This is a genomic window from Pseudoalteromonas sp. MMG012, assembly GCF_018100875.1.
GTDB classification, from domain to species: Bacteria; Pseudomonadota; Gammaproteobacteria; order Enterobacterales; family Alteromonadaceae; genus Pseudoalteromonas; species Pseudoalteromonas aurantia.
In genome coordinates this window covers 1-13492 of sequence record NZ_JAGJEF010000032.1, presented here as the reverse complement: position 1 = coordinate 13492, position 13492 = coordinate 1, and the positions used below count along the sequence as shown (strand labels likewise).

8 protein-coding genes and 1 pseudogene are annotated in these 13492 nt (G+C 40.6%); 4 read left to right on the top strand and 5 right to left on the bottom strand.

What is annotated here, in order from left to right; all coding sequences use genetic code 11:
* The first annotated feature begins 86 nt into the window (after nt 1–86).
* Nucleotides 87–1433, top strand: a complete 1347-nt coding sequence (locus J8L97_RS12100) for a TonB family protein (RefSeq protein ID WP_211050016.1) — start codon at nt 87–89, stop codon at nt 1431–1433.
* Here J8L97_RS12100 and J8L97_RS12095 read toward each other — a convergent pair.
* The gene (locus tag J8L97_RS12095; RefSeq protein WP_211050014.1) at nt 1414–3537 is read right to left on the bottom strand and encodes a winged helix-turn-helix domain-containing protein; all 2124 of its coding nucleotides are present in this window, start codon (nt 3535–3537) and stop codon (nt 1414–1416) included. The two genes, J8L97_RS12100 and J8L97_RS12095, sit on opposite strands and share 20 nt — an antisense overlap.
* Nucleotides 3538–3676: 139 nt before the next feature.
* Between J8L97_RS12095 and J8L97_RS12090 the strand changes: the two genes are divergently transcribed.
* The gene (locus J8L97_RS12090; protein ID WP_211050011.1) at nt 3677–6277 is read left to right on the top strand and encodes a TonB-dependent receptor; all 2601 of its coding nucleotides are present in this window, start codon (nt 3677–3679) and stop codon (nt 6275–6277) included.
* A gap of 47 nt (nt 6278–6324) precedes the next feature.
* On the opposite strand, the gene J8L97_RS12085 is transcribed toward J8L97_RS12090, so the two are convergent.
* The 3 genes from J8L97_RS12085 to J8L97_RS12075 form a co-directional block, all read right to left on the bottom strand.
* The gene (locus J8L97_RS12085) at nt 6325–7299 is read right to left on the bottom strand and encodes a sensor domain-containing diguanylate cyclase (protein ID WP_211050010.1); all 975 of its coding nucleotides are present in this window, start codon (nt 7297–7299) and stop codon (nt 6325–6327) included.
* Between the two features lie 158 nt (nt 7300–7457).
* Nucleotides 7458–7841: a hypothetical protein gene (locus J8L97_RS12080; RefSeq protein ID WP_211050008.1), complete on the bottom strand. Its 384-nt coding sequence runs from the start codon at nt 7839–7841 to the stop codon at nt 7458–7460.
* 1 nt (nt 7842) lies between these two features.
* Nucleotides 7843–10671, bottom strand: coding sequence for a reprolysin-like metallopeptidase (locus tag J8L97_RS12075; protein WP_211050006.1), 2829 nt, complete (start codon nt 10669–10671; stop codon nt 7843–7845).
* Nucleotides 10672–10971: 300 nt separating this feature from the next.
* On the opposite strand from J8L97_RS12075, the gene J8L97_RS12070 reads away from it, so the two are divergent.
* Nucleotides 10972–12813: a fibrinogen-like YCDxxxxGGGW domain-containing protein gene (locus tag J8L97_RS12070; protein WP_211050004.1), complete on the top strand. Its 1842-nt coding sequence runs from the start codon at nt 10972–10974 to the stop codon at nt 12811–12813.
* A 75-nt stretch (nt 12814–12888) separates the two neighbouring features.
* Here J8L97_RS12070 and J8L97_RS12065 read toward each other — a convergent pair whose 3' ends face one another.
* A complete protein-coding gene (locus J8L97_RS12065) occupies nt 12889–13209 on the bottom strand; it encodes an alpha,alpha-trehalase (RefSeq protein ID WP_247688659.1) in 321 nt (106 codons plus the stop codon).
* Nucleotides 13210–13232: 23 nt separating this feature from the next.
* On the opposite strand from J8L97_RS12065, the pseudogene J8L97_RS23520 reads away from it, so the two are divergent.
* A pseudogene (locus tag J8L97_RS23520) lies at nt 13233–13492 on the top strand (TonB-dependent receptor domain-containing protein); the annotation flags it as partial.

Here is a 13492-nt window from a genome sequence, read left to right as displayed (position 1 = left end):
TATAAAATAAAACAGTACAATCGATTGTAAGGAAATTATTGGGTTACCCGCCCTGTTATCTTTTCATCATAAATCAATAAGGCACTATGAATTTCAACCGACTGATTGTCATACTAAGCATCTGCTTAGTAATTAAAAGCCAAGTCGTATTTGCAGATTTATATAGTGCTACTGTCGCTTACCAGAATAAAAACTACCGCTCTGCGTATAACTCATTCGAGCAATTGGCACAGTTAGGTAATGCTGATGCGATGTATAATTTGGCCGTCATGTCTTTACATGGTCAAGGGGTCACACAAAGTAAACCTCGTGCTTATGCATGGTTCATGCTTGCTGGTGAGTTTGGTTCACACGATGCCCAACAAACGGCACAGCTGGTTTTACAAAGTTATAATGACCCTCATGCTATGACCGACATGTACCAAACATTACAAAAACTCTATTCTTACGATGTTATTTCTAAACTGCTCTTTCCTGCTTTGACGCCCAATTCCACATTCCCTCTGTCTAGAACAACTTATGTTCCCCCAAAATATCCAGATGAAGCTCGGCGACTGGGACTTGAAGGTTGGGTATGGGCCGAATTTGATATTGACGACAATGGTAATGTAACAGATATATCTATTGTTGACAGTCACCCAAAGAATACCTTTACAGCCAGTATTCTGAATGCTTTAACACATTGGAAATACGATGTTACGACCCCGATATTCAATCGTTCTTTGACATACCATTTCACCACTTTCAAAGGTAAGCAATATGACAAAAGTTTGGGGGCACAGAGAAAAGAGTATCAACGAGAAATAACACAACATATTGATGCTGCAGAACAAGGAAACGGCAAAATACAATATTACATTTCTCAATGGTTAAACTCTGATAAGTATAATGCAAGCAGGCTATTAAAATATCACTGGCGAGATGATAATGCAGATGCAGCCTTATTATTAGCCGCAGCCAAGAACAATTATCCTTTAGCTCAATATAAACTCGCCACCAGCTTAATGAGCGCAAAAACATCGCACCCGAACAAACTGGTTGGCCTAAATTGGCTACATAAAGCCGCTGATCATAACCTAGCGGCAGCGCAATTCAGGCTCGGACTTAGCTATTTACAAAAAACTGAAAGTTATTATGCACCAAATAAAGGCATTAAATGGCTTAAGCGTGCAGCACAACAGCAACACCTCAGAGCTCAGTTGACACTCATCAAGGAGCTGATCCGCAATGACACCGCAAGTGAAACGATATATAAATGGATAAACAAAGCACGCGCTTTAGATAATAACCACCCCACTCTACTACTTTACCAAGCGCAACTAGCCCCAGTTCAATCTGCAGCTAAAGCACTCGCGTTAAAGGCCAAAAAATCGGCTCTTTCTAGAGCATGGTCCACTCATGAGATTGATTCGTTCATTGCGTCTTTGGAGTAAAGTGATGCAGTACAATGTCCGTTTCTATTCCATCCACTTTATTAATAAGTATATGCTCTCCTCGCCAGTCAGTACTTAGTGAAAGTGGAACGTTAATATCATAAAGATACGTACCTAACGCTTTGACTCTCACGTTTTCTTGCCTGTCGGTGTAATAGCAATACAAATACAGCTGATGACCCTGACGTAATACGTAATAAATGCCTTTCTCAAATAAGGCTGGCTGATATAAACGAAGCGAAGCGCGAAGCTGATTTGGGTCAATATCTTGTGCAGTATATTTCAACAAATAGGATGTAGCATCATCCAAAAAACCTGTAAAACTCTGATTCTTAGACGCCAGTGCTAACTCATCTACTTCCACAGATTTAACACCCTTAGACAACAATCGATTTGTCGTTTCATTCAATGAGTATTGCCATAACTGCCAAGTGCCCTCTGAATGTTTCGCTTGATAATAGATTGATTGCCCGTCAGCACTCCAAACCATATTCCGTGTTTTATTGTAATCTTGAATAATGGTGACAAGTTTCTTAGAAAACAAATTAATTAAGTAGGTATCACCACGATTAGAAACAATCAGTAAGTTGTTCCCTTTTGGTGAGAAAAGCAACTGTTTTGGAAATACTTGGCTTGGTAACAACGCAAGTAAGCTCGCGGTAGGCCTTTGTCTATGCTTAACCCAGATCTCAACTTGCGCACGTTGGCTTTTTACTTGCTGATCATAAGAAGCAAACGCAAACCAATGTCCATCACGTGAAACCTCCGCTAGTATGTCTAGTTTTGCTGCGGAAGAAATCGCGATTAAATCAGAACTGTCACTTTCATTCGATTTATCTAAATGATACAAATTGACCTGAGAAATCCCTTCTGAGTGCGCGACATGGCCATGATTAAAGTCAACCGCAATATCTGTAATAACGCCATTTGGCGTATGTATTTTTTGCGATTTCCCAGTAATATCTGAAAGACTTAATGAGTCATCACCTGTCCAATAGGTACCACGTTCTCTTCCCCATACAACAGGGCCTTTGACATTTGCACTTAACAACCTTTTATTTAGATCACCATGAAATTCACTCTTTGATAGCAGTTGGTTTTTTCCCTGCTTAGCATGCGAGAATAGCAGCATTTGGTTGTTTGGATTTACATCATGTAGCATACCTTGGCTATCTGAGTATTCAGTCTCTTTTGTGATAATGAAGCTATTTTCAGATTCAATATGATAACGCGTAATTTTTACATCCTCGTCGCGCCACTGCTGCGCATAAATTGCAGTTTCTTTTGGCCAAAATAAAGGGTTAGGCCCTTGCGCTGGATCGCATTCAAATAAAGTCGTTTCAGGACTCAAACGCCACATTTCTATTGTACTATCAACAGAAAATACGCGAACAGTACATGAAAACGGATCATACCGATAATAAGCAAGCCACTTTCCATCTGCGGACCAAACCGGCGCTTCTTCGCTATACCCTGTACTCTTTAAGTTATGTAAAGACTGAGTTTTCATATCAATGACGGATAGGTCAAACTGTTCTTGATTATTACCCACGTGACTAAATGCCAAATAACGCCCATCGGGAGAATAGCGTAAATAAACTTCAGCCCCTGGTGAGGCTGTTAGCCTAGATTGATATTTATAGTCAATAGTTTGAGCGGGGGTTGTAAGCAGAGCCCCGGTAACCTTATAACCTACAGCCCCAAATAACAGCCCCCCTAAAAGCCAGTAGATAGGTCTATTTTCTTGTGCTCTGATGAGTTTCGAGGCGATGTCTGGCACATCATTTACGGCAGCAATTAACTGATAACCAACCCTAGGAACTGTTTTTATAAATTGCGGCCTACTTTTATCATCACCGAGCGTTTTACGCAGTTGAACAACCAACTGACTGACTGAATTGTCACTGACGATAATATCAGGCCATAACGTTGTGATAATGGTATCACGCGACACTGTTTTACCTTCATTGTCTAACAATAGCTGTAACAGTGCCAATTGCTTTACTTCAATCGTACGCCATTGCTCAGCCACTTTGACGCGTAACCCAACAACGTCTAATTCAACATCATTAATTAACAGTTTTTTGGGCCTATTCTGCTGCATAGTGTCCTAAGTACAATGTAAAGGTATGGTTAAAACCGTAATAAAAGAGTATGATATTTGGCATTAATAATACACTGATTATCAATAGTACAATACGCAAAAACGGGTTTATTTACCCAAAGCTGTATGGGGAAGCTAAATGGTTCATCGTCGTTATTCATTATTCTTATTAAAAATATTGCTCTTTCCTACACTTCTATTGGCAAATACACCGCAGCAAACGAGTGACAACACGCTTGAAAAAATACAAATTAGGGGATTTCATGACAGCGTTGTCAAGTCTCTTAATAATAAGCGATTTAGTGATCAAATAACAGACTCTATTAGCGCCCAAGAAATAGGTAAGTTTCCAGATAAAAATGTCGCAGAAGCTTTACAACGTATTACCGGAATATCTTTATCTAGAATACAAGGTGAAGGTGAAAGAGTCGGCGTTAGGGGCACAACGCCAGAACAAAATAGAACCTACCTTAATGGTCAATACTTAGCATCTGCTGATTGGTGGATTTCATCTCAGCCAAATCGTGGCTTTAACTTTACTTTGTTACCTGCCGATATTATTGCTTCTCTCGAAGTATATAAAACCCCACAAGCAGATCAAGACGAGGGCTCTCTAGGCGGAGCTATCAATATCAAAACGTTAGACCCTTTACTCACTGATAACCGCTTTTTGGTGCTAAATACTCAGCTACAGTATAATGATTTATCAAAAGAACTTGACCCTCAACTGTCCGTAATTTTTAACTATAAAAACCCCAATGAAGATTTCGCAGCACTATTTACGGCCACTCAAAATAAAAGACAACTTCGTCGTGATGGTTTAGAGTCATGGGGCTGGCATGAGCGAAATTACCAATTTGATAATAACCATGATTTAGTGCCAGTTAAAAAAGCCGAAAATGAAAACCTGTCAAATATTTGGACGCCAGGCGGAGGGGGCTCAGCAATATTTAATCAAGCGCGCATTTTATCAACTGTCTCAGCCAATTTCGCATATAAGTTCAACCACCATTGGCAGTTGAACACACACCTACTTCACTCAGAATTACACGCCGACAACACAAATCAAAACTTTTTATGGCAACCCGCAAAAGTTTTAGATTTAGGTGGCAAGATAAAAGGGGCTGTCCTCAACAAAAAAACACTGACTTACGGACAATATAGCCAACTAGAGAATGAAATGTTCAATACCAGCATGGAGGCCATTTGGCGTAATTCTAAAATAAGAACACAGAGCATTCATTTCGATTTATTATATTCAGGCCCAGTGTGGCAAACTCAATACCAAATAGGTTTCAGTCACGCGCAAGGCGGAACCAGCGAAGACAGCACGTCACAATTTTCTGCAAATACCCAATTTAGTGTCGATACACGACAAGAACAAAACATCATAGCCCAATATGACATTTCCCCTCTCGATGCACAGCGCTGGTTCCTAACCGAAGCAAGAAAAGATGCGCAGCATGGTAATGACAAAGCACACTTCGCACAAATTGACTCTACTTATCAACTTGAGCACCCAGTTATATCGAGTATTCAAGTTGGCCTTAAGTATCGAGAACATCAACGAGATTTCCGTCGCCTACGGTCAATCAATGGCGGTTTAAATGGACTTGCAGGACAATTAAACACCACGTTAGCAAATTACCCTGCAGCTGTTGCGAATGATTTCCTACACGATATCGGCAACGAACAAACACTGAAACAATATAGCTTTGTCAATATTGCGCAATTAAACAATGACTTTGAGTCACTCGGTTTTGTACAAACCGTGGAGCGAGCCAGTCGATTTAACATCGAAGAACGAACATTGGCTGGGTATTTTAAATTAGCTTTAGACAGTGATTTTTATCGATTAAATTTAGGTGTTAGAGCCGTTTCGACTTGGCAAAATGCCGCAGCACTTAAACAGCTCCCAGTTAATTCAGTGAATACTGAACTTAAATGGGTTAACGACAAAAAATCCTATTTAGATTTGTTACCCAGTATCAACCTCAACATTGAACTGGCAGATGATGTTGTATCTCGATTTTCTTTTGCTCGGGTCATGTCGCGAGCACAATTTAACCACCTAATGCCATCAACTAACTACAATGTGACCCAAGCACAAGGCCAAGGAGGAAATCCTGATTTAGACCCCTATCGCGCCACACAATTTGACGCCAGTATTGAATGGTACTTTCAAGAAGGAGGTCTTACTTCTGCAGCGGTTTTCAATAAAAATGTCGACTCCTTTATCGAGTTCAAAAGAGAGTTAGAGCGCCATGAAAATATTTTAATGTCAATTGACCGACCTATCAATGGTAACGGCGGAAGTGTCAGAGGAGTCGAACTAAGTTATCAACAATATATCGCTTATGGGTTTGGCATAATTACCAACTATACTTACGTCGATGGCACTCGTGTACAAAACCTCACCTCACAAAAAGACCGAGTACCAGGCACTTCAAAACATAGTTTTAATATCACAGCCTATTATGAAGATCACTTTATCAGTACGCGCCTTGCTTATAACTTTCGGACAGAATTTGCCACGGGTGTTGGCGAAACGATAACTGATGATTATGGTCAACTCGACGGTAACGTCACACTTTCGGTAACCCCAAAAATCAAAGTCACGTTCGATTTTATTAATTTAACCAACGAAATTTTATATAGCTACGAAAGAAATATGTTTGCACCGACAGGAATTTACAGCAATGGAAGACGTTTCTATATTGGCGTTCGTTACCAACTATAAATTATCACGAATACAAATAGGGCCCAGTTATGCCCATGAAAATGAGGTTAAGCACGCTTTTTAGCTTGTTTATTCGCATACATAGCATTATCACTTCGCTCAACCATGTCTTCTAAAGGTACTTTATCAACAGGGTCATAAATACTGTACCCTACACTTACACCTATAAGTTGAGTATAGGGCTTATCTTTCAACACCCCCACATATTTTTCTATTAAACTCTTGCACCACTGCGAAATAAACGCGTCGCTTGATGATAACAACATAACTACAAACTCATCTCCACCAACCCGTGCCTTAATATCAGCATCTCTACTGGCACTTTTCAATAGCGTCGCTAATGCAACAATACAGTGATCACCGCTTTGGTGGCCATATTCATCATTCACTTGCTTTAAGTTATCAATATCAAGATAGACGATGGCAACATGCTGCATAAACCGGTGTGCATCTTTTAGCCTTTGTTTTGCGAGTACATTAAATCCACGTAAATTATTTATACCGGTGAGTTCATCTTCTAACGCAAGTAACTTTATTTTTTCATAATCAACAATTTGCCGTAAATCCCCCTCTATAATTGTTTTAAATTGCGAAAGGAGCTGCACCAAAATTGGTGGGTAATCCGTTACTTTAGTATCGATAACACAAATCGAGCCAAACAGTTCACCATCAGGCCAAAACAGTGGAAAACCTAAGTATGAGCGCACAGGCCCCTCACTCACAGGTTGTACTTGACACCACATGGCATGATTAGCTGCATCACCAACATACAATGATTGCTTTGTTTCCATCATATGTCGACAAAAACTGCGCATTTCCCAAGGCCAGTTACTATTTTGAGCTAAAAAATTATCATCATTATAACTGGTCGCAACAACATTAAACTCATCTTCTCTGAGCTGAACAACTGTACCACTGGCCGCGTCATATAGTTCTGCAAGTGTATTAACCAGCTGCTGCCATTTTTGACAATCGAAAAAAGGATGGGGGTGTTTCACAAAACAATTATTAATATCGATCATATTATTACCTCAAGCACTCCTGTAACTATAGCTAACTTTGGCAACAAAGCAGCGTTGACCCACTCAATGATCAGATATTTTTTCTCAATAAAAAAGGCCAAACGTCCCCTGTTTGACCTATTATGCAACACCACTTTTGTATGGTTTAAAAGAGACCTTTATTCCAAGCAATTTGGCGCCATGGCTTCGTTAAAACGGCTTGAAAACTTCTGCTGTGAGACCCTAAGTTCCTTGTTACTATCACTTGTTATGACATCAGAGGAACTAGATAACAACCAAGTCATGCAGCCTGCTTTCAATTTAAGTGGTTTTCGAGACATGCCAATTTTTGGATAAAAATACCCCCGTCTATTTAACGCAATTAAGCCATATACTTTTTGCTGTTGGTGTAATTGGATCACCTCTTCAACACGCTGCTCATCAAACCACGCTAACGCCCTGAGCTCATTAACGAGCTCAGGTTTAGCACTTTTATCTGTTGAGTTAGTCACCACACAACCACCTAGTAAAAAAATCCAGATGAGATGCTTGTAATTCAACATCTTAAAACCTCCATGCAATAAACCGCCTGAAGGCAATGAGCATTAAAATGACCCCTGAGAAGAACAAAGTACCACTACTACCACCTGAATCAGATACAGGCTCCGCAGGTGTAACTGGCACTGTGGGTGTTGGATCTGGCGTTGGCTCAACAATAGCTTCCGTAACATCAATCGTAACCGTACCTATTCCTTTTCCACCATTATTATCGTCGACTTCATAGCTAAATTGTTCTTGCCCTGTAAAGTCAGCACTTGCCTGGTAAATGAGCACCGCCCCGCTAATAGTTACAGTGCCTGTCCCGCTATAATCAACCATGCTTATTTTCAGTTCAGTACTGTCTATGTCTGTATCATTGTTTAACACGTTCAATTCCACGGTTTCACCTTGAACAACCGTACCACTATCAGCCGTTGCCACTGGCGCATCATTAATGGCTGTGACGGTTACTTGAGCACTAAAATCAACCAAAGCACCTAACTCATCAGCAACAGTAATAGGAATCGTTAATGCACCGTTATAGTTAGCGGAGGGTGTTACTTTTAAACCGTCTAACGTGTAATTATCTCCTTGTTGTGCGGTCAAGGTGAAGCTCGTACTATCGATATCCACAATATTAAAATGCGTTAAACTTAACGTTAACGACGCATCTTCATTAACCGCTATATCTTGTTGACCTGTAATTGTGGGGGCGTCATTCACAGCGACTACGCTAACCTTGGTTAAAAAGTTAACACTGGAATTATTCCCATCGCTGACACTCACGGGAACTGTTAATTCACCAAAGAAATTGGACGTAGGTGTAATTGTCTCACCATTAACTGTATAGTTCGTGCCTGTCGAAACCGTAACTGTCAATGTCGAATCGGGTTGTTGATTAATGACCGTAAACATCGCTGGCGTCAACAATAGACTTGCGTCTTCGTTCATACTCAATGTGTCTTGTGCAGTAATAGAAATAATACTGCCCAGTTGAAACTCTTGAGATAATGCATAAAAGATCCCTGTACTACATTTCACCATTACTCTGGCTTTATTATCGGCACTGCCTGCTAAACTAACCGTTTCAGAACCATCATTCGGTGTATTTTCTAGTAACATCTGATCGAATGATGTGTCGCCTGATGACTGCATAATGTTAACATTTGCACACGAAACGGGCGTCTGATCTGTATTGGCAACATTCCATTGCACATTGACTGAATTACTTCCCCCTAACATAGTTGAAGAGGTTGGAGATGTTATTGCAAATGGACCCGCAGACGTTGTGGAGGTAACGGTCATTGCGTCATAATTTACCCCGCCCTCTCCATCTCGAACGACTAACCGAAAATTCATAGTTCGATTTGTTGTTGGGTACGCTTCGCCTTTCGTAGTCGTACCGTTCATCACATCTTCAAGCTTTGGAAAATAACGCGTCGCGCCACTACTAGGTAAATAAGGCCTAAACAATGGTCCTTCACCATTATCAATGAGTTGGGATGCCCCTAAAGTTGTGGCCCCCAAATCCATTTGCTCCCATGCATAACTTAATGTATTTGCAGTGTTTTGATCTGTGGCAGAACCCGATAGCATAAATGGCGTATTGATTGGAATAGTGTAATCTAACTTTGCGTCTGAAATAGGCGCATTATTACCAATTCCCACAGGTGTACCACATGTAGAGCCTGATCCCGTCGTTAAATGCGTATTCATTTCATCAATACTGTGTGAATGAAACATGGCAATGGAATTTTGAGCCAAGTTATCGTCACCACAAATACCTGCATAGCTCATTATGGTTATGCCACTGCCTGGCTCATACGCCGCAGAACCCACTCGCGTATTGCAAGAGCCGCTTGAACCATTATAGGTATGATTAGCGCCAAACTGATGCCCAATTTCGTGGGCTACATAATCAACATCGTATGCATCACCTTGAGGCGTAGAAATCCCTGTCATACCCCATGCTTTTGCACCTTCCGAACACACAACCCCTAAACCAGCTAGACCGGCCCCCGCTGTGGCCATAAGATGGCCTACATCATAATTCGCCGTACCAATTATGGTATCTATTTGAGTTTGAACTACGCCTAAAGTGTCGTCTGCATTGCCATTATCATACGGGTCATTGGCTTCAAAAATAAGGGCATCATTGTTCGCGATCAGCTCTAATTTAACAGCAAGGTCGGTTTTAAACACCTGATTCACTCTATTTATGGTCGTCACAATGCCATTCATTGCCCCCACTTTGCCACCAAAAAAAGCAGTGTATTCATCACTGGTTGTTACCGCTAAACGATACGTCACAAAGTCTACGTTGCCACCGTTACCAATCAAGGGTCCACGCGGCTGTGTGTTTTTAAGTGTTAATGCGTCCAATTCAGGCGTGAGCACCTCATCGCTCCACGCCTGCTGCCTAGCGGTTTTTTTATAAAGCTTTAAAATACCGCTGTCCGCAGGATCTAAATATAGACGCTCCCCATTAATGTAATAAACGCCATGCACGCCATTTGGCCCGATATCAAATCGACCTTTATTACTTGAATTACCTACTTCGTAACCTGCAAAACTGCGAATGGATGGAAACTTTTCTTGCAGCGCCTGCGCCATTATTGAGTCATGTGAGATAGAAAACTGTACAAATTTGCCGCTTAACGTTGGCAAACTAATGCGTATTGAGCTGTCATTGAGTGCCACAGCCATCAAATCTTTCTGTGCCTTTTGAATATCTGCTGAGAAATATCGCTCGCTCGGATTGACAGTACCTTTTTGCATGGCAGTTTTTGATAAACTGCCGTCTATTGCTTGCCATGACCAGTTACTTTGCTCATTGGCTAAAGCGGTAGACATACTGCCGCCTATTATTAGACTGTACACAACTATGTTCATTATTGATTCCAACATTTTATTTAACTTAATCAGTATAGAAGCCTGTAAGTGAATTGCCTGAGCTTTTTAAAAAAACATAAAAAGTATATATAGAACAATTTGATAGATTCACAATGCAGTATTACCTCCTCCCCAAAACTCAACACAACACCAGCCTAAAGACTCAAATAAAATAAATTAATTCATACTTTTATATATTATAATACGCAATTAAACCGCTCAAAAATTGCTATTTAACGTAAATAAATCAAGGACTTTATAGTGACTTCAAAGTTAAAACTGAACTTAATTACCCTAACTATGACCTGCTGCCTTTTTCCATTGGCAAATGCACAACAGTTACTGAACAATGGTGCCTTTGAAAAAGCATCCCAACACTGGAGTAGCTCAATATTCACCAACGATGTCTCGATCTCTGCACATGAAAAGTTTGGTAATATTGCCGAATTACCGCCACATTCTTCATTGGCGCAAACTATCGAAACAAAACAGCTGTTTCATGAGCAGTACTGGTTAAGGTTTGATGCTAAGTTGCATGTTCAGGACATTCAAACGCAACATCTTCAAATTGGTTTCCACGTCAATAATGAATATGTCTTGCTATCCACTCTTTCTTTACAAGAAACAAACCTTTTCTCTCAATTTCATACCCAAATAACAGTATCTGAACCACTTAAAAGCCTACTTGCAACGCATGAACAAGCTTCACTTTCAATAAAAAACACTTCAAATAATGCCACGGTATTTATCGACAATATTTCTCTTTCAGGAATGCAAACTGATAGTGATGCAGACGGTATTCCCAACACTTGGGAAAATGCCAATGCGACTAACGCATACAGTAATGATGATAAATATTCTGACCTAGATGGAGATGGCTACTCAAACTATGCTGAATACGTCGGCCAATCAAACCCAAGTTTGTTTAGTAGCACACCACCTACATCAACGCATGTCGTAACTTCAACCTCATGTGATAACGCTAGTATTGGCATTTTAAAATATGAAATTGCCTTATCTGAACTGCAATTTTGCGATGGTGCATCGTGGCAAGTAGCCGCAGCACCTACAGGTGATAAAGGTGATAAAGGCGATAAAGGTGATAAAGGTGATAAAGGCGACAAAGGTGATGTAGGTGCCGTTGGTATCAAAGGAGACAAAGGAGATACCGGTAATGTCGGTGCTAAAGGCGATAAAGGAATTCAAGGGATACAAGGGATACAAGGAGTCGCAGGAACATCGTCATGGCAAGACCTCACAAATAGCGTTGTCACTCATGTTAACGTAGGCATAGGCACGCTTACCCCTTCAGTCCCATTAGAAGTGGTTGGTAACGTGATAGCTGCCACTCCAACCCAAGCAAACCACTTAGCAACAAAAGCTTACCATGATGCTGAACAACTTAAACAAGATCAAAAATATCAACAGTTACTTGCGCGTATTGCATTGCTAGAATCTAAAGTAGGCATTCTAGAAGACAAAGTCAGTGGCATAGGTAAAAATTGCTTAGATATCAAAAATAAGTTTACTGATGCCCAATCAGGTTTATATGAAATAGACCCAGACGGCGCACATTTAGGGGTTGAACCATTTAAAGTATGGTGTGATATGGCACACCAAGGTGGTGGATGGACCTTGTTTGCCAACCATAAAGATAACATCGAAAATATCGTTGCAGGAGATATTATATCTCCAAATTCATATGCGGTGATGCAGTCACAACGTTGGCAGGCACTGAGAAAAACCGTCACAGGCGGCATGATGTTCATTGATGAACATCAAAATATTACGGCAGTTACACAAACGAAGATGATCAATGCAAACTGTCGAAATATTCATTCGGAAGATGACTTAGCCAATTTATCAACTGAAGGGGAATATGGCTTAATTTGGCTTCATGAAGATACCAATTGCAATGCTTCATGGGATTATGCGGGTGTCATTTTAGGCGATAAAGACTCGACTCGCGTTAATTCTTACACGTATCAAGGCGCGTCAGTACTTCAAGCCCCCAATTCAAGTACTAAGTTTGATGTTTGGCCATATGGCACGGATGAAAGCTCTCGGCACCACCAAAATGAACTACTTTATTACGTAAAATAAAGTCGTTATTCTGCCGATTCAAGTGTCGAAGAACCTGGATAAGGCGCCATGTGTACATCGCGCCTTATCCACTTACTAACGCAACAAGGTATAAAATCGACTGGTCACGCCATTCCTCCATCCAAAACCCTGTTGAACCTGATACTCGCCGCCTCCTGTGGTGTTTTCAGGCAATACAACGTTATATTTTTCTAACCCCCTCCGAGTCGCAAAGTCTTTTTCGAGCATTGTAAGCCAGCGTACCATCATTTCATTGGTCTCTACCTTATAGCCATACTTAAGCACCACTTGTACCGCAAACCACTGCAGTGGCGCCCAGCCATTTGGGCTATCCCATTGTTCTGTTATTTCACTTAAACAGCTGACTAATCCACCTAGTTTCAAGAAGTCGTTCATTAGCCTATTTGTGACAAACTGCTCTAGCCTTATATACCACACAAACATACAATTTTAGCGATGTGCTTACATTCGATTTAGGCCTACGCAGTGAAAATTACAAAGTTGACTACTCTGTTGATGAAGGGCTAGATGGAATTATCAATAAGTTTGTGACCTATGACGAGTGAAAAACGTCATGGACATTGGGTGCCAATCAGAAAATTAATGGTGAAGTAGCTATTTTTGTTCGCATCAATAAAGGCTACAAAATGCCATACTTTGACGATTTCAGAGGTAATTA